14 protein-coding genes are annotated in these 18,281 nt (G+C 64.9%); 8 read left to right on the top strand and 6 right to left on the bottom strand.

Annotated features, from left to right (window positions below):
• The 5 genes from IVB12_RS30935 to IVB12_RS30915 form a co-directional block, all read left to right on the top strand.
• A partial coding sequence (locus tag IVB12_RS30935) for an acyl-CoA dehydrogenase family protein (protein ID WP_247304909.1) occupies positions 1-802 on the top strand: 802 nt, incomplete at its 5' end.
• 130 nt (positions 803-932) lie between these two features.
• Complete coding sequence (locus IVB12_RS30930; protein ID WP_247304906.1) at positions 933-1,706, top strand: SDR family oxidoreductase; 774 nt, start codon at positions 933-935, stop codon at positions 1,704-1,706.
• A 169-nt stretch (positions 1,707-1,875) separates the two neighbouring features.
• Positions 1,876-3,381: a glycerol kinase GlpK gene (gene glpK, locus IVB12_RS30925; protein WP_247304903.1), complete on the top strand. Its 1,506-nt coding sequence runs from the start codon at positions 1,876-1,878 to the stop codon at positions 3,379-3,381.
• 47 nt (positions 3,382-3,428) lie between these two features.
• Positions 3,429-5,876 carry a penicillin acylase family protein gene (locus tag IVB12_RS30920; RefSeq protein WP_247304901.1) on the top strand — a complete coding sequence of 816 codons (2,448 nt, stop codon included), beginning with the start codon at positions 3,429-3,431 and terminating at the stop codon, positions 5,874-5,876.
• Positions 5,873-6,466 (top strand): GNAT family N-acetyltransferase, encoded by a 594-nt coding sequence (locus IVB12_RS30915; RefSeq protein ID WP_247304898.1) that lies wholly within the window; start codon positions 5,873-5,875, stop codon positions 6,464-6,466. The genes IVB12_RS30920 and IVB12_RS30915 overlap by 4 nt, the downstream gene beginning before the upstream one ends.
• A gap of 222 nt (positions 6,467-6,688) precedes the next feature.
• Here IVB12_RS30915 and IVB12_RS30910 read toward each other — a convergent pair whose 3' ends face one another.
• Complete coding sequence (locus IVB12_RS30910; protein ID WP_247304897.1) at positions 6,689-7,636, bottom strand: threonine/serine dehydratase; 948 nt, start codon at positions 7,634-7,636, stop codon at positions 6,689-6,691.
• A gap of 62 nt (positions 7,637-7,698) precedes the next feature.
• Here IVB12_RS30910 and IVB12_RS30905 point away from each other — a divergent pair, with 62 nt between their 5' ends.
• Both IVB12_RS30905 and IVB12_RS30900 read left to right on the top strand, forming a co-directional pair.
• On the top strand, positions 7,699-8,001 hold the full coding sequence (locus IVB12_RS30905) for a winged helix-turn-helix domain-containing protein (RefSeq protein ID WP_247304894.1): 303 nt from the start codon (positions 7,699-7,701) through the stop codon (positions 7,999-8,001).
• 142 nt (positions 8,002-8,143) lie between these two features.
• Positions 8,144-8,773 carry a glutathione S-transferase family protein gene (locus IVB12_RS30900; protein WP_247304893.1) on the top strand — a complete coding sequence of 210 codons (630 nt, stop codon included), beginning with the start codon at positions 8,144-8,146 and terminating at the stop codon, positions 8,771-8,773.
• Positions 8,774-8,830: 57 nt separating this feature from the next.
• Here IVB12_RS30900 and IVB12_RS30895 read toward each other — a convergent pair whose 3' ends face one another.
• From IVB12_RS30895 to metF, 3 genes are all read right to left on the bottom strand, one after another.
• Positions 8,831-9,838 (bottom strand): DUF3592 domain-containing protein, encoded by a 1,008-nt coding sequence (locus tag IVB12_RS30895; RefSeq protein WP_247304891.1) that lies wholly within the window; start codon positions 9,836-9,838, stop codon positions 8,831-8,833.
• A gap of 407 nt (positions 9,839-10,245) precedes the next feature.
• Positions 10,246-14,103, bottom strand: coding sequence for a methionine synthase (gene metH / locus IVB12_RS30890; RefSeq protein ID WP_247304889.1), 3,858 nt, complete (start codon positions 14,101-14,103; stop codon positions 10,246-10,248).
• 6 nt (positions 14,104-14,109) lie between these two features.
• Positions 14,110-15,030: a methylenetetrahydrofolate reductase [NAD(P)H] gene (gene metF / locus IVB12_RS30885; RefSeq protein ID WP_247304886.1), complete on the bottom strand. Its 921-nt coding sequence runs from the start codon at positions 15,028-15,030 to the stop codon at positions 14,110-14,112.
• A gap of 372 nt (positions 15,031-15,402) precedes the next feature.
• On the opposite strand from metF, the gene IVB12_RS30880 reads away from it, so the two are divergent.
• The gene (locus IVB12_RS30880) at positions 15,403-16,419 is read left to right on the top strand and encodes an LLM class flavin-dependent oxidoreductase (protein WP_247304883.1); all 1,017 of its coding nucleotides are present in this window, start codon (positions 15,403-15,405) and stop codon (positions 16,417-16,419) included.
• 92 nt (positions 16,420-16,511) lie between these two features.
• Here the strand turns inward: IVB12_RS30880 and IVB12_RS30875 are convergent, their stop codons facing one another.
• Entirely contained in the window at positions 16,512-17,369 is an 858-nt protein-coding gene (locus tag IVB12_RS30875; RefSeq protein ID WP_247304880.1) for a prephenate dehydratase, read from the bottom strand.
• A 21-nt stretch (positions 17,370-17,390) separates the two neighbouring features.
• Positions 17,391-18,131 carry a 3-deoxy-manno-octulosonate cytidylyltransferase gene (locus IVB12_RS30870; protein WP_247304877.1) on the bottom strand — a complete coding sequence of 247 codons (741 nt, stop codon included), beginning with the start codon at positions 18,129-18,131 and terminating at the stop codon, positions 17,391-17,393.
• Positions 18,132-18,281 lie beyond the last annotated feature (150 nt).

Below are 18,281 nucleotides of genomic sequence, written 5' to 3'. Positions count from 1 at the left end.
CATCGACGGCAGCAAGACGCTGGCGTTCGCCCAGCTCGAGAAGAACTCGCGCTACGATCTGTTCGACGTCACCACGACGGCGAAGAAGAAGGGCGACGGTTGGGTGATCGACGGCGAGAAGTTCGTCGTGCTCAACGGCGAGAACGCCGACACCCTGATCGTCACCGCGCGCACCAAGGGCGAGCGCCGCGATCATAAGGGCATCGGCGTGTTCCTGGTACCCGCCAATGCAAAAGGCGTAGCTAAGAAGGGCTATCCGACCCAGGACGGCCTGCATGCTGCCGACGTCACCTTCACCGGCGTCGAAATCGGCGCGGATTCCGTGCTCGGCAACCCCGAGGATTCGCTCGCGCTGATCGAGCGCGTCGTCGACGAGGCCCGCATCGCGCTCTGCGCCGAGGCGGTCGGCCTGATGGACGAGTCGCTCAAGACCACGGTCGAGTACATCAAGACGCGAAAGCAGTTCGGCGTTCCGATCGGCTCGTTCCAGTCGCTCCAGCACCGCGCCTCCGACATGTTCGTCGCAGCCGAGCAGGCGCGCTCGATGTCGATGTTCGCGACCATGGCCGGTGATTTCGAGGACGCCAGGGAGCGCAGCAATGCGATCGCCGCGGCCAAGGTGCAGATCGGCAAGTCGGCCAAATTCGTCGGCCAGCAGTCGATCCAGCTCCACGGCGGCATCGGCATGACCATGGAGGCGAAGATCGGCCACTACTTCAAGCGCCTCACCATGATCGAAAATACCTTTGGCGACACCGACTACCACCAGCGCCGTGTCGCCGACGCGGGCGGATTGATCTAGTCTTACGACGCCTGTCGTCCCCCGCGAAAGCGGGGGACCCAGTACACCGCGGCTTCTCGATTCCAGCCGCGCCGTTTCTCGCCTTCGCGGGCGATGACACTGAGTATGCGGCCATAGCGGAGCCCAACAAATGAAAAACACCCCGTTCGATCTCACCGGCAAGGTCGCCGTCGTCACCGGCTCCAGCCGCGGCATCGGCCGCTCCTCCGCCGAGCTGCTGGCAAAATTAGGAGCCAAGGTCGTGGTCTCCTCGCGCAAGGCGGATGCCTGCAAGGAGGTCGCCGACGGCATCATTGCCGGCGGCGGCGATGCCATCGTCATTCCCTGCAACATCGCGCGCAAGAACGAGGTCGAGGCGCTGATCTCCGGCGCAACGAAGCACTACGGGAAGGTCGACATCCTCGTCTGCAATGCCGCAGTGAACCCCTATTACGGCCCACTGCTCGACATTACCGACGAAGCCTTCGACAAGATCATGGGCTCGAACGTCAAGAGCAACATCTGGCTCTCCGCGCTCGCGATCCCTGAGATGGCCGAGCGCGGCAATGGCTCCGTCATCATCATCTCCTCGATCGGCGGCTTGCGCGGCTCCACCGTGATCGGCGCCTACGGCATCTCGAAAGCCGCCGACTTCGCGTTGTGCCGCTCGCTCGCCGGCGAATGGGGCCCCAAAGGCGTCCGCGTCAACTGCATCGCGCCCGGCCTCGTCAAGACCGATTTCGCCCGCGCGCTCTGGGAAGACGAAGCCAATCTGAAACGCCGCACCGCCACCACGCCGCTCCGCCGCATCGGCGAACCCGACGAAATCGCCGGCGCCGTCGCCTACCTCGCCTCCGACGCATCGAGCTTCATGACCGGCCAGACCATCGTCATCGACGGCGGCGTCACCACGGCAGCGGTGTAGCCGGCGAAACCACGTTCAGTTGCATCGAGGCGCGGCTTCTCTTACCCTGACCCTCCAGGGGAAGGTAAGCGGAGAGCCGCCTTGACCTCTTGCCGGCAATCCCGTTTTCTTGCCGCGACACAATGATCCCTTCCAGGGAAACGCCAAGAAAACGCCAGAGATAGCCGCCATGTCTTTCGTCCTCGCCATCGACCAGGGCACCACCTCTTCGCGCGCCATCGTGTTTCGCAGCGACATTTCGATCGCGGCGAAGGCCCAGGCCGAGTTTCCGCAGCATTTCCCGGCCTCGGGATGGGTCGAGCACGAGCCGGAGGACATCTGGACCTCGACCGTGATGGTGTGCCGCGAGGCGATCGCGCAGGCCGGCATCAATGCAAAGGACATCGCCGCGATCGGCATCACCAACCAGCGCGAGACCACCGTGGTGTGGGACCGCGCCACCGGTCAGGCCGTGCACCGCGCCATCGTCTGGCAGGACCGCCGCACCGCCGACATCTGCGCCAAGCTGAAAGCCAACGGCCGCGAGCCCGTGATCTCGCAGAAGACCGGCCTGATCATCGATCCCTATTTCTCCGGCACCAAGGTGGCCTGGATCCTCGATCACGTTCCCGGTGCGCGGGCGCGCGCCGCGCGCGGCGAGCTGATGTTCGGCACCATCGACTGCTATCTGCTCTGGCGCCTCACCGGCGGCAAGGTGCATGCCACCGATGCCACCAATGCCTCGCGCACGCTGCTGTTCAACATCCACACCGGCCAGTGGGACGACGAGCTCTTGGAGATCATCGGCGTGCCGCGCTCGATGCTGCCCGAGGTGAAGGACTCTTCCGCCCGCTTCGGCGAGAGCACGCCCGACCTGTTCGGCGGGCCCATTGCGATATCAGGCATCGCTGGCGACCAGCAGGCCGCGACCATCGGTCAGGCCTGCTTCCGCCCGGGCATGATGAAGTCGACCTACGGCACCGGCTGCTTTGCGCTGCTCAACACCGGCACCACGCCTGTGGTGTCGAAGAACAAGCTGCTCACCACCGTCGCCTATCAGCTCGACGGCAAGCGCACCTACGCGCTGGAAGGTTCGATCTTCGTGGCAGGCTCGGCGGTGCAATGGCTGCGCGATGGCCTTGGCATCATCAAGCACGCCGCCGAAACCGGCCCGCTCGCCGACCAGTCCGATTCCACGCAGAGCGTCTATCTCGTTCCTGCCTTCGTCGGCATGGGCGCACCCTATTGGAATCCGCGCGTGCGTGGCGCCTTGTTCGGCCTCACCCGCAACACCGGCCCTGCCGAGCTCGCCCACGCCGCGCTGGAAAGCGTGTGCTACCAGACGTTTGACCTCTGGGCCGCGATGCGCGCGGACTGGCCGAGCTCGGAAACGGCCAGCGTCGTGCTCCGCGTCGACGGCGGCATGACAGCATCCGACTGGACCATGCAGCGCCTCGCCGATCTCCTGGACGCCCCGGTCGATCGCCCCGTGATCCAGGAGACCACGGCCTTAGGGGCTGCCTACCTCGCCGGTCTCCAGGCGGGCGTCTATCCCGAGCCGACAAAATTCGCCGACAACTGGCGCCTCGAGCACCGCTTCAAGCCGAACATGAGCCAGGCGACGCGCGAGCGAAAGCTGGCCGGATGGGCAAGAGCGGTGAAGGGCGTGCTGGCGAGCGACGAGGGGGAGGGGTAAGCGGATTCACGTCGCTCGCTCAAATAACAACAACGGGAGAAACGACAATGAACACGGATATCAACCGGGTCATGCGGGCGCTGTGCAGCGCGGCGGTCTGCAGCGTGCTGCTTGCTTCCGGCGCAACCGCACGCGAAAAGGAGAACCCGCTCTCGAACGCGCGTCAGGTCAAGACCGACGTCGCCGGCCTCAATGCGCCCGCCAGGATCCTGGTCGACGTCTGGGGCATTCCGCACATCTATGCCGGTAACGAGCACGACCTGTTCTTTCTGCAGGGTTTCAACGCCGCGCGCGACCGCCTCTGGCAGATCGATCTCTGGCGTAAGCGGGGGCTCGGGCTGCTCGCCCGGGATTTCGGCCCGGCCTATGCCGAGCAGGATAAGGCGCTGCGGCTCTTCCTGTATCGCGGCGACATGAATGCGGAGTGGGCGTCCTATGGCCCCAGGGCGAAGACCTACGCGGAAGCGTTCGTTGCCGGCATCAATGCCTATGTCGCGGATGTCCGCGATGGCAAGCGGCCGCTGCCGATCGAGTTCAGGATCGCCGGCACCAGGCCGGATCTCTGGACCGCGGACGACGTGGTCCGTATTCGCAGCCATGGGCTCACCCGCAACATCGCCTCGGAGGTCAAGCGCTCGCTGGTTGCCTGCGCGGCAGGACTCGAGGCCGATCGGTTTCGCGTCAAGCTCGAGCCGGCCTGGACGACGAAAGTCCCCGATGGCCTCGATCCCTGTAGCGTCCCGAAGGCGGTGCTCGCGGCCTATGACCTTGCGACGCGCCCGGTCGCCTTTCCGCAGCCGAAAGACCGACAGGCCGCGCTCGCGCATGATCCCGACACCTATCTGGACGCGGCCGATCAACAGCGCGACACCATCGGCTCCAACAATTGGGTGATCGCGCCTTCGCGCACCGCGACCGGACGCCCGATCCTCGCCAACGATCCGCATCGCGAGCACAGCGTGCCGTCGCTGCGCTATATCGTCGGGTTGAATGCGCCCGGCCTTTCCGTGATCGGCGCCGGTGAGCCGGCGCTGCCCGGCATCTCGATCGGCCATAACGGCACCATTGCCTTTGGCCTCACCATCTTCAATGTCGACCAGGAAGACCTCTACGTCTATGAGCTCAATCCGCAAAATCCCAATCAGTACCGTTACGGCAATGGCTGGGAGGACATGCGCATCGTCCACGAGACCGAGCAGGTGAAAGGCGAGGGCGATCGCGACGTCGAGCTGAAGTTCACCCGGCACGGTCCGGTGATTTATGTCGATGAAGGCAACAAGCGCGCCTTCGCGGTGCGCTCGATCTGGTTCGAGCCCGGCACTTCCGCCTATTTCGGCTCGTCCGACTACATGACCGCGAAGGACTGGAACGGCTTTCTCGCGGCGATGCGGCGCTGGGGCGCGCCCTCGGAGAACCAGGTCTATGCCGACACGCGCGGCAGTATCGGCTGGGTTGCCGCGGGCAAGACTCCGCGCCGCGTCAACTATGACGGCCTGATGCCGGTGCCCGGCGACGGCCGCTATGATTGGCAGGGCTTTCTGTCGCTCGACGATCTGCCAAAAGCCTATCAGCCCAAGCAGGGCTTTCTGGCCACCGCCAATCAGATGAACCTTCCGTCCGATTACCCCATCAGCGAACGCAAGGTCGGCTTCGAATGGGCTGACAGCGCCCGCTGGCAGCGCATTGTTGAGGTGCTCCAGGCCAACAGCAAGGTTACACTCGCCGACGCCATGGATTTGCAGAACGACGATACCGCGATGCTGGGGCGGCGCCTCGTCAAGCTGCTGCAGCCTCTGACTTCGGACGATGCCAATGTGAAGAAGGGTCTCGAGCTGTTGAGGCCATGGGACGCGCGCGATGCCGCCGACAGTGCCGCCGCCGCATTGTTCGAGGTCTGGATCGCCAATCATCTCGGCCCCACGCTGCTGAAGACCACGGCGCCCAAGGCGGTGGCCCTGATCGCGCCCGAGGCATCCAGCATTTCGGCGATCGTCGCCTATCTCGAGTCCCCTGATGCCGCGCTCGGCGCCGATCCCGCTGCCGCACGCGACCAGATCCTGCGCGAGAGCTTGGGCGCTGCGGTTGCCGACGTCGCCGGCAAGCTCGGGGACGATGCATCCAGCTGGCGCTGGGGCCGCCTGCATGTCGCCAAGTTCGACCACGCGCTGATCCCGCTTGCCGACAAGGCGACCGCAGCGCAAATGTCGGTGGGCCCGCTCGCCTTCGGCGGCGCAGCCAACGTTCCGCGCGCCGCCACCTATCGCCGCTCCGACTACCAGCTCATCTCAGGCGCCTCGTTTCGGATGGTGCTCGATGTCGGCAATTGGGACGCGAGCCGCACCATCAACACGCCGGGGCAATCCGGCGATCCCTTCAGCGGCCACTACCGCGACCTCGCCCCGCTCTGGGCGACCGGACAATATGTGCCGCTGCTCTACAGCCAAGCCGCGGTCGAAGCCGCCACCGCAGAAGCCATCACGCTGACGCCGCGATGATGATACCGGACGGCTATTCCGACGTGCCCGCCGGCAAGATCGCAGCCGTCGTCACGCATTTGGAGATGACCGCACCTCCGGCGCGCCGCGACGATCCCCCTGGCGCGTGGACCCTGCGCAAGGTGGATACCCCCGCGCTTTATTGGTATCGCGACCTCTTCCGCCGTGTCGGCGAGGAGTGGTTGTGGTTCTCGCGAGCCCGCATGACCGATGCAGAGCTCGCTGCGATCATCCACGCGCCTGGCATCGAGGTCTACGCCCTGGTCGTGGACGGAAGCGACGAAGGCCTGCTCGAGCTCGACTTCCGCGAGCCCGGCCAGTGCGAGCTGACCTATTTCGGCGTCACCGCTGGGCTAATCGGCACCGGCGCCGCGCGCTTCCTGATGAACCGCGCGTTGGAGCTTGCGTGGTCACGCGACGTCCGTCGGGTCTGGGTCCACACCTGCACACTCGATCATCCATCGGCCGTTGCCTTCTACCAGCGCTCCGGCTTCCGCGCCTTCCGCCGCCAGATCGAGGTGGCGGATGATCCGCGCCTTGACGGAACGCTGCGGCGGTCGGCGGCGAAGCATGTGCCAATTATTGATTAATCGCAGCCGTCCCCCCACCGTCGTTGCGAGGAGCTCTTGCGACGAAGCAAATCCAGACTGTCTTCGCAGAGAGATTCTGGATTGGTTCGCGGACCCTGTCATCGGGCCGCGCTTCGCGCGGACCCGTTGGCTCGCGATGACGGCGTGTGACCGCCGCCATCGCTCTTCCAATTCCCAGAGCAACGCGCGGCAGTCCACGTGGTCCCCTCATGTCATTCTCACTCAGCCGTCGAACTTTACCGCCGTCGTATTGGCGCCGCAGACCAGAACCGCGACGCGCTCTCCTGCTGAGGGACGGTAGCGGCCCGAGAGCAGCGCGGCAAAGGCGGCTGCGCCGCCGGGCTCGGCCACGAGGCGCAAGTGCGACCACAGGGCGGCCTGGGCTTGGCGGATCGCGTCGTCGCTGACCAGGATGACGCGCTCGACATGGGCGCGCGCGACCGGAAACATCAATTCGCCGACGCGCCGCGGCGCAAGGCTGTCGGCGGCGATGCCGCCGGCCGGCGCATCGACCGGAGCGCCCGCTTCAAACGCAGCGTGCAGGGTCGGCGATTGCTCCGGCTCGACCGCGACGATACGCGTCCTGCCGGCGTACCAGGCCGCAATGCCGCCGATCAGCCCGCCGCCGCCGACCGCCACCAGCAGCGTGTCGATGCCGGGCGCATCCTGCTCCAATTCCAGTCCGACGCTGCCCTGGCCGAGCAGGGTTTCGGCCTGATCGTAGGCGTGGACGGCCAGCGCGCCGGTCTGCGCGACATGCGCCTCGCTCGCGGCGAGCGCATCGGCGTAGCGGCTGCCCGCGATCACGAGCTTGGCGCCATACCCCCTGATCCGCTCGGCCTTGGCCGGCGAGGTGATGTCGGGCACGAAGATCGTGGCGGGAATGCCGAGCCGCTGCGCCGCATAGGCGACCGCCGCGCCGTGATTGCCGCCGGATGCGGCGACGACACCCGCCTGCGGCACCTGCCGCAGCAACAGATTGGCGAAGGCGCCGCGCGCCTTGAACGATCCGGAATGCTGCAGCATCTCGAGCTTGAACGTGACGGGCGCGGCCGGCAGGTCGAAATCGGCGAGATCGGCCTTCAGAAGCGGCGTGCGCCTGATATGCGGACGGATGACCGCCTCGGTCGCCGCAATCCGCTCCCGCGTGATGTCCATGGTCTTTGTCATGATACCGTCCAGATAGCGCAAGGGAGCGTTGACATCCATTAGGTAATTAGCAAAATGGCTAAATGAAGTTCGCCGTTGCCTTGCGCGCGCTCGCCAACGAACGCCGCCTGCAGATCCTGGAATGGCTGCAGGATCCGCGGAAGCATTTTCGCGAGCAGGCCGACGGCGACCTGGTCAAGGACGGCGTCTGCGGATTGCTGATCGCCGAAAAGCTCGGCGTCAGCGCACCAACATTGAGCGAGCACATGCGGGTGCTGACCGCCGCGAAACTGGTGCGCGCCAAACGGATCAAGCAGTGGACGATGTACAAGCGCAACGAGACGGCGATCGCCGCCATCAAGCGCTCGATTCAGGACGGCCTTTGAGCGGGCGGTCCGTACCGTCCGGCTGACGCTTCGTTGCAGCCGGCGCAATGCTCCATTTCCGAGATTTTTGTTGCGCCGCACCGAGCTGGTCGTGGAGACTGATCGGCCCTGCCTTGTTCAATGATCGAGAAGAGCGAGACCCATGTTCCTGATCGGCCAATACGATTCCCCCTTCGTCCGCCGCGTCGCCATCGCGCTGAAGCTTTATGGCCTCGCCTTCGAGCACAAGCCATGGTCGACCTTCGGCGATGCCGACAGAATCGCGCCATACAATCCGCTGCGCCGCGTGCCGACCCTGGTGCTCGACGACGGCGAGGCGCTGATCGAGAGCACGATCATCCTGGATTATCTCGACGAGCTCGTTGGTCCCGAGAAGGCGATGCTGCCGCGCGGTGGCGCCGAGCGGCGGCGCCACTTGCGCATCTGCGCGCTCGCCTCCGGCCTCGGCGACAAGGCGGTGAGCCTGCTCTACGAGCGCGTGCTGCGGAAGGAGCAGCTTGCGCTATGGGTCGAGCGCTGCCAAGCACAGATCGCGGACGTGCTGAAGGTGCTCGAGGTCGAGCGCGCCAAGGTGACGACGCCGTACTGGCTGGGCGACCGCATCGGTCATGCCGACGTCGCAGTGGCTTGCGTCGTCCGCTTCACCCGCGAAGCGCACCCGCAGCTGTTCGACGCGTCGCGTTACCCTGCCTTGTCAGCGCATGCCGAGCGCTGCGAAGCCCTCGCTCCCTTCAAGGAGATCGTGCAGCCGCTGGCGCCGCCGAAGGGGTGAGCCCCATGAGGTCATTTCCGGGATGCGCGCTTTCTCCCGGAAAGACATCAAGCGCCGCTATGCGAACCCGACCTTGATCAGCAATGTCAGGAAAAGGCCTCCGACGATCGCGCAAACCGCGGCTCCGATCAGCGGCCCCAGCGTGCCTTCACGGCTTGCAGGCTCGAGCACCGCATGTCCCGGCTGTTCCGGATCGTAATAAACTTTGACGTTCTGCCCCGGACGGTACTTCGCCGCGGCCTGTTCGGCGACCTCGCGCAGCCCGGAGATCATGGTGCCGCCCCAATTGACTTCGGTGCCGATGAAGTCGCGCTTGCCGACCTTGTAGGCGTAGCGGAGGTCGACCTGATAGCGGTGTTGGAGCTTGGTGGTCCGTGACTTGTCGTCGTCACTGCCCTTGTCCTCGATGATTTCCTCGATCACGGCGCAACGAGTAACCCTGCCGGCCGCAGTCGGCCAGCGCAGGCTGGCGCTCGCCAGCCGGCGCGTGCTGATATATTCGACGATGCAGAACACGCCGCCCACGAGCACGATGATCGGCAGCGCGAACGCGAACAGCGGAACGCCATTGTCGGCGTAAAGCACGTGACCGGCGAGCGAGTGCGCGGTCAGGGTGGCGGCAATGAAACCGAACACGATCGTGAATGCCACGAGCGCCGCGACGTTCTGCGCTGCGGCGGGCTCCAACAGCGCCTCGACCGGGGACTTCGGATCGACATAGACGTCGACATGGGCGCCAACGGGATATCGTCCCGCCAGTTTTTCGGCGAGCACCCCTGTGGTCATGGCAGTGCCGCCAACAAAGACCTTGTCGCTTTCCAGCTCTTCGCCGCGGGCGTGATAGCGATAGCGGATGATGGGCTTGGCATCGTTCTGATCGTCCGAGGCGTGCGTCGCCGGCCGATCGACCCTGGAGACCGTGATTATGCCCTCGACCTTGTCCCAGCTCCGCGCCGCCAGCATCCGGCCCCGCATGCGGACCAGATTGAACAGCATCAATCCAAACAATAGCACCGAGATGCCGGCGGCAATCTGCGTCCACATCAATCCCTGGGCATCCAGCATCTGATTTCCTGCTCGTCGGCGGCGATCGCCATTGGTCGCGGCGAGCGCGCGGTACGTTCACGGCCCTGCCGCTTTTCCAGTGGAGATCGTGCAGCCACTGGTGCGGCCGAAGGGGTGAGGGACTTCCCCTGTCATTCCGGGGCGCGCGCAGCGCGAGCCCGGAATCCATCGCGCAGCAGATGATGCGAGGCAAAGGGATTCCGGGCTCGCGCCAAGAGGCGCGCCCCGGAATGACGGCGCTGGGCTTGGCGAGACTGTCAGACGGGGCAGCAGCCGATGATGGAATATTACCCCTGTTTTGCCCGACGCCGCAACCCGCTTTCGGTAAGTCCGAAATTATTCAAGCTTTTCAACCCCATCGCTACTGTGCATGGGGTTGTTTTCTCAGTTTTGTTTTGGAGGGGTGCCTACCCCGCCCCCGCGCGCTTCTTCTGCCAGACGAGGTGCACCGCGCAGGTGCAGCCCGGCGGATGCGAGGCGAGGTCTTTCGGCATCTCGTCATTCGCGGGCGTCGCGGCAAACGCCTTTTCCGCCTCCGGCTGGGACGGGATGTAGTTCAGCACCGGCGCGAGCCAGCGCTCGGCTTCCGCTACGCTCATGCCCTTGCGTGCGGCATAGTCCTCGACCTGGTCGCGCTCGATCTTGCCGACGCCGAAATAATAGCTCGCAGGGTTTGCGAAATAGAGCCCCGAGACGGACGAGCCCGGCCACATTGCAAAGCTCTCGGTCAGCTTCACGCCGGCCGTGTTTTCCGCATCGAGCAGTTCGAACAATGTCGCCTTCTCGGTGTGATCGGGCTGCGCGGGATAGCCAGGCGCGGGGCGAATGCCCTGGTATTTTTCGAGGATCAGCTCCTCGCTGGAGAGCGCCTCGCTAGGTGCATAGGCCCAGAACTCGCGGCGGACGCGGGCATGCATGCGCTCGGCGAAGGCTTCGGCCAGGCGGTCGGCCAGCGCCTTGCACAGGATCGAGGAATAGTCGTCGTTCGCCATCTTGAAACGATCGGCGACCGCGTCCTCGCCGATGCCAGCGGTGACGACGAAGCCGCCGACATAGTCGGGCACGCCGGTGCCGACGGGCGCGACAAAGTCGGCGAGCGCCGCGTTGAAGCGGCCCTCGCGCTTTTCGAGCTGCTGGCGCAGCGTGTGCAGCGTCGCGATGCTCTTGGTCCGGCTTTCATCGGAGTAGAGCACGATGTCGTCGCCTTGCGCATTCGCCGGCCAGAAGCCGATCGTCGCGCGTGCCCGGAACCATTTCTCCTTCACGATGGTATCGAGCATCTTGCGCGCATCGTCGTAGAGCGAGCGCGCGACCTCGCCGACCTTGGGGTCGTGGAGAATGGCGGGGAAGCGTCCGGCGAGCTCCCAGGTCTGGAAGAACGGCGTCCAGTCGATGCAGTCGACGAGCTCGCCGAGGTCGTAGTCGTCGAAGCTCTTGATGCCGAGGAAGGTCGGCTTCACCGGCTTGTTTGCTGCAAAGTCCACCGGCACGCGGTTGGCGCGGGCAGCCGCGAGCTTCAGCCGCTTCTTGTCCGCCTGCGCACGCAGATGCGCCTCCGAGATCTTGGCGTATTCGGCGCGCACCTCGGCGGCATAGGCCTCGCGCTTCTCCGGCGAGAGCAGTGCGGAGGCAACGCCGACGGCGCGGCTGGCGTCGTTGACGTGCACGACGGGGCCGGCGCGATAGCTCGGGTCGATCTTCACCGCGGTATGCACGCGGCTCGTGGTGGCGCCGCCGATCAGCAGCGGCAGCTTGAGGCCTTCGCGCTGCAACTCGCCGGCGAAGAATGCCATCTCGTCGAGCGAGGGCGTGATCAGGCCGGACAGGCCGACGATGTCGGCCTTCTCCGCCTTCACGGTCTCGACGATCTTGGCTGCCGGCACCATCACGCCGAGATCGATGACCTCGAAATTGTTGCACTGGAGCACGATGCCCACGATGTTCTTGCCGATATCGTGAACGTCGCCCTTCACGGTCGCGAGCACGATCTTGCCGGCGGACGAGGAGCCCTCCGTGCCGATGCCGTTCGCAAGATTGCGCGCCTTCTCCTCCTCCATGAACGGCATGAGGTAAGCAACGGCCTGTTTCATGACACGCGCAGACTTCACCACCTGCGGCAAGAACATCTTGCCGTCGCCGAAGAGGTCGCCGACCACGTTCATGCCGGCCATCAGCGGTCCTTCGATCACGTCGAGCGGGCGCGAGGACAATTTGCGGGCCTCTTCCGTGTCCTGCTCGATGAACTCGGTGATGCCGTGCACCAGCGCGTGGCTCAGCCGCTTCTCCACCGGCCATTCGCGCCAGGCGAGATCGGCTTCCTTGCTTTCCGTCTTCTTGCCGCGGAATTTTTCCGCGAGCGCCAGCAGACGTTCGGACGCACCCGGATCGCGGTTAAGGACAACGTCCTCGCAGGTCTGGCGCAGCTCGGGGTCGATGTCGTCATAGACGATCATCTGCCCGGCGTTGACGATGCCCATGTCCATGCCGGCCTTGATGGCGTGATACAGGAACACCGAGTGCATGGCTTCGCGCACCGGCTCGTTGCCGCGGAACGAGAACGACAGATTGGATACGCCGCCCGAGATGTGCGCGCCGGGCAGGTTCCGGCGGATCCAGCGCGTCGCCTCGATGAAGTCGACGCCGTAATTGTTGTGCTCCTCGATGCCGGTCGCGATCGCAAAAATGTTGGGATCGAATATGATGTCCTCAGGCGGGAAGCCGACCCGGTTCACCAGGATGTCGTAGGCGCGCTTGCAGATCTCGGTCTTGCGCGCGAACGTATCGGCCTGGCCGACCTCGTCGAACGCCATCACCACGACGGCCGCGCCATGGCGGCGCGCGATCTTGGCCTCGTGAATGAACTTGTCCTCGCCTTCCTTCATCGAGATCGAGTTGACGACCGGCTTGCCCTGCACGCATTTCAGGCCGGCCTCGATCACCGAGAATTTCGAGGAATCGACCATCACGGGGACGCGCGCGATGTCGGGCTCGGCGGCGACGAGGTTGAGGAAGGTCACCATCGCCGCTTCGGAATCGAGCAGGCCCTCGTCCATGTTGACGTCGATGATTTGCGCGCCGTTCTCGACTTGATCGCGCGCGACCTGCAGCGCGGCCGTGTAGTCGCCGGCGGTGATCAGCTTGCGGAAGCGCGCCGATCCTGTGACGTTGGTGCGCTCACCGACATTGACGAAGGGGATCGCATCCGTCAGCACGAACGGCTCGAGGCCGGAGAGCCGCAAGCGCGGCGCGATCTCCGGCACGATGCGCGGCTTGTGCGGGGCCACCGCGGCGGCGATCGCTGCAATGTGCTCCGGCGTGGTGCCGCAGCAGCCGCCGACGATGTTGACGAGGCCGTCACGGGCAAATTCGCCGATCAGGCGCGCCATGTACTCCGGGCTTTCGTCATACTGGCCGAACTCGTTCGGCAGGCCGGCATTGGGATAGGCGCAGACGAGCGTATCGGCGACGCGGCCGATATCGGCGATATGCGCGCGCAGGTCCTCGGCGCCGAGCGCGCAATTGAAACCGATGGTGATCGGCCTCGCGTGGCGCACCGAATTCCAAAACGCTTCCGGCATCTGTCCGGAGAGCAGGCGGCCGGATTTGTCGGTAATGGTGCCCGATACCATCACCGGCATGTCGATGCCGAGTTCTTCCGTGATCTCGGCGATCGCGTAGAGCGCCGCCTTGGCATTGAGCGTATCGAAGATGGTCTCGACCAGCAGCAGATCGACGCCGCCGTCGATCAGGCCGCGGATCTGCTCGCCATAGGATTGGCGCAGATCATCGAAGGTGACGGCGCGATAGCCGGGATTGGAAACGTCGGGCGAGATCGAGGCGGTGCGGTTGGTCGGCCCGATGGCACCGGCGACGAAGCGCGGCTTGCCGTCCTCGGCCGCGACGCGCCCTGCCGCATTGCCGGCGAGGCGAGCGCCTTCACGCGCCATCTCGTAGACGATGTCGGTGAGATCGTAATCGGCCTGCGCGATCGAGGTCGTCGAGAACGTGTTGGTGGCGACGATGTCAGCGCCGGCGCGCAAGTACGCGGCGTGGATGTCCTCGATCGCCTGCGGCTGGGTCAGGATCAAGAGATCGTTGTTACCGCGCAGGTCGCGGTGAAAGCTCTTGAAGCGCTCGCCGCGGAAGGCGGCCTCGTCGAGCTGGAGGTTCTGGATCATCGTGCCCATAGCGCCGTCGAGCACGAGGATGCGTTCGCGCGCGGCGTTGAGCAGGGCAGTCCGCTTGGGAGAGATGGTTACGGTCATGTTGTCTTACGCCGCCTTCTGCGCGCTCTTGGCGCGAATGCCGAGCAAATGGCTGATCGCGAACACGAGATCGGCGCGGTTCATGGTGTAGAAATGGAAGGTGTCGACGCCGTGCTTGGCGAGCTTCTGCACCTGGCCGGCCGCAACGGTTGCGGCCACCAGCTTGCGGGTCTCGGCGTCGTCATCGAGGCCGTCGAATTTCGCGGCGAACCAGTCGGGCACAGATGTGCCGGCGCGGGTGACGAAATTACGGGCCTGCTTGAAATTGTGCATGGGCATGATGCCCGGCACGATCGGAATGCTGATGCCGCGCCCGCGGACGCGGTCGAGATAGCGGAAATAGAGGTCGTTATCGAAGAACACCTGGGTGATCGCGCGCGTCGCACCCGCATCGACCTTGGCCTTCAGCGTGTCGATGTCGGCATCGAAGTCGCGCGCCTCCGGGTGCTTCTCGGGATAGGCGGATACGGACACTTCGATGTCGGAATGCCGTTTCTTGATGCCGGCAACGAGTGCGGCGGACGTCTGGTAGCCGTCGGGATGGCTGAAGTAGGGCGTGCCGATGCCGCCGACGGGATCGCCGCGCAAGGCCACGATGTGGCGGACGCCGACCTCGTGATAGCGGTCGACGATCTCGTCGATCTCGCCGCGCGAGGCGCCGACGCAGGTCAGATGCGCGGCCGGCAGCAGCGCGGTTTCCTTCAGGATGCGGGAAATGGTGGAATGGGTGCGCTCGCGGGTCGAGCCGCCGGCGCCGTAGGTCACCGAGACGAATTGCGGGTCGAGCGGGGCGAGCCGGTTGATGGTGTCCCAGAGATTCCGCTCCATTTCCTCGGTCTTGGGCGGAAAAAACTCGAAGGAAATCGCAGGCCGCTTCAGGTGCCCGTCTTGCCCGTTGGCTTGGCCAGGCGTCGTCACGTCAGTCATGGCACCATTCACTCCGAATTTCGGCCGGCGGTCGGATCATCTCGCGGAGGCCTAAAATAGGGCAAAGGCGGTCTAGTCGACAGCCCATCGGGGATGGGAAATTGCCCACCAGGATATGACCAGAACGAATTCTGGCGCAGTTTGCGATCTCGTTGGGAAAGACATCCAGAGACATAATGTATTGATACAAAAACGCTATTGCCGATATTGCATTTTCTTTGTTCCGATTTTGCAGGTGGGCGGACCGAATTTTGGCATATAGAAGTAACAATTGTCCCAATCAGGGATCTTAGCGTACCCGCCAAGTCCTACACGTCAGGCCTGCGCAGCCTGCCATTGCCGCCGCACAGCCCTCCGTTACGTTGACGCACCATGATCCCGCTCTCAGTCCTCGACCTGTCGGTCGTCACCACCGGTACCAAGCCCGCCGCGGCGCTGCGCAACAGCATCGATCTGGCACGCCACGTCGACGGGCTCGGCTATGTCAGGTACTGGCTCGCCGAGCATCACAACCTCGCCTCGGTCGCGAGCCCCGCGCCCGACGTCATGATCGGGCAGATCGCGGCGGTGACGAAGCACCTGCGCGTCGGCTCCGGCGGCGTGATGCTGCCCAACCACGCGCCGCTGGTCGTGGCCGAGCGCTTCAAGATGCTGGAGGCGCTGTTTCCCGGACGTATCGACCTCGGTCTCGGCCGCGCCCCGGGCACCGACGGCGCCACCGCCTACGCGCTGCGCAGCCGGCTCGACCGCCGCGAGGGCGAAGATTTTCTGGAGCGGCTGCACGAACTGATCTTGTGGGAGACCCGCAAATTCCCCGCGGGCCACCCTTACAACAGCGTCGTCGCCATGCCTGACGACACCGCCCTGCCGCCGATCTGGCTGCTCGGCTCGAGCGATTATTCCTCGGAGCTCGCCGCGCAGGTCGGCATGGGCTTCGCCTTCGCCCATCATTTCGCTTCCCACGACGCCATCGATGCGATGGTGCATTACCGCAACCGCTTCCAGCCCTCCGCCTGGCGCGCCAGCCCACATGCGATCCTCGCGGTCGCGGCCATCGTGGCCGACACAGATGAGGAGGCCGAAAGGCTCGCCAGCTCCTTCGATCTCAACCGCCTTCGCCGCGACCGCGGTCAATATCTTCCGCTGCCGAGTATCGAGGAGGCGCTGGCCTATCCCTACACGGACGCCGAGCGCATCTCGATTCTCCGCAACCGCTCGCGCCTGTTCGTCGGCAGCCCGGCAACCGTGCAGAAGAAGCTTCAGCCGCTAATCTACGCGAGCAAGCCGGACGAGCTGATGGTGATCACCGCCGTGTATGACCACGAGGCGCGAAAGAGGTCGTATTCGCTGCTGGCGGAGGCGTTCGGGCTGGCGAAGCAGGCGTCCTAGTCACTCACCGTCATTCCGGGGCGATGCGAAGCATCGAACCCGGAATCTCGAGGTTCCGGGTTCACGCTTCGCGTGTCCCGGAACGACAGTTATCAATCCTGCGCCTCGTTGAACGTCGCGCGGAACGGATGCCCCGGATACACGCCGACAATGCGGAATTCGCGCGAGAAGAATTTCAGCTCCTCGATGGCAAAGGCGAGGCCCTTGTCGTCGGGATGTCCGTCGACGTCGGCATAGAACTGCGTGGCGAAGAAATTGCCGTCGATCATGTAGCTTTCGAGCTTGGTCATGTTGACGCCGTTGGTGGCAAAGCCGCCGAGCGCCTTGTAGAGCGCGGCCGGCAAATTGCGCACCCGGAAGACGAACGTCGTGACCAGCGGGCCCGAGCCTTGGGCTGCCCATTTCGGCTCGCGCGCCAGCACCACGAAGCGCGTGGTGTTGTGGGCCTCGTCCTCGATGTCCTCGGCGAGGATGTCGAGGCCGTAAATTTTCGCGGCCAAGCGCGAGGCGATCGCGGCGACGGTCTTGTCCTTGCGCTCGGAAATGTCGCGGGCGCTGCCGGCAGTGTCCGCGTGCACGATTGGCTTGATGCCGAGCTTGCGGATGATGCGCCGGCACTGGCCGAGTGCGTGGACATGGCTCTCCACGCTCTTGACGTCGTCGAGCTTGGTACCCTTCACCGCCATCAGCTGATGTCGAACGGGCAGAAACCATTCGCCGATGATGAAGAGGCCGGAGGCCGGCAGCAGGTGATGGATGTCAGCGACGCGGCCCGCGACCGAATTCTCGATCGGGATCATGCCGAGATCAGCCTCGCCGGACGAGATCGCTGACAGCGCGTCCTCGAAGGTGGCGCAGGGCATCGGCTCGGCGTCGGGATAGGCCTCGACGATGGCGATGTGGGAATTGGCCCCAGGCTCGCCCTGGAATGCGACTTTCAGCTTGCTCATGATCGGCCTTGTAACAGCGGCTCAGGATTTGGAAAGGATGCTGCGCGCGGTTTCGAGATCGGGCGGCGTGTCCACGCCACGGGGCACGCTGTCGACGATCATGATGTCGATGCGCATGCCGGCTTCCACCGCCCGGAGCTGCTCAAGATTTTCCTGAACTTCCAGGGGAGACCGTGGCAGCGACACGAATCGATCCAGCGCCGCGCGGCGGTACGCGTAGAGTCCGATATGGTGGTAACGCGGTCCGTCGCCGTAGGGGGCCGTGGCACGGGTAAAATAGAGCGCCCGCAGCCGCCGCGGCCCGATCGGCGAGCCTACCGCCTTCACGACGCTCGGGGCGAGATCCTCCTCCTCGGTGTGGATCTGCGAGGCGAGCGTCACGATATCGACGGCAGGCTCGGTAAAGGGTGGCAGCACCTCGCGGATGGTCTGCGGCGTGATGGTCGGGAAATCGCCCTGGAGATTGATCACGATCTCGGCCTTGCCGTCCGGATCGAGCTTCTGCATGGCCTCGTGGATGCGGTCCGAGCCCGAGGGATGGTCCGGGCGGGTCATCACCGCCTCACCGCCGTGGGCTGTGACGACCGAGGCGATCTCCGCCGTGTCGGTTGCGACCGCGACCCGGCCGATGGCAGCGGCCTCGGCGCGGCGCAGCACGTGCACGATCATCGGCAGGCCCGCGATATCGGCGAGCGGCTTGCCGGGCAGGCGTGTGGCGGCCATGCGGGCCGGGATCAGCACCAGGATGCGGGGATCGATCATTGGGTCAAGGGCCTGGAAACGGAGCGCTTTCCGCGCCGAGAAATGGCATGGGGACGGGCTGAAAGCCGGGTCGCTTATACGGGTTGCCAGACCCGGGGCAAACCGATATCTCAATGGCAAAACTCGGGGAAACAATAAGGAACGATTTCT

This window comes from Bradyrhizobium sp. 179 (assembly GCF_023073535.1).
In the GTDB taxonomy this organism is placed as follows: domain Bacteria; phylum Pseudomonadota; class Alphaproteobacteria; order Rhizobiales; family Xanthobacteraceae; genus Bradyrhizobium.
The sequence above is the reverse complement of the archived record's forward strand: the minus strand, read 5'-3'. Positions and strand labels throughout refer to the sequence as shown.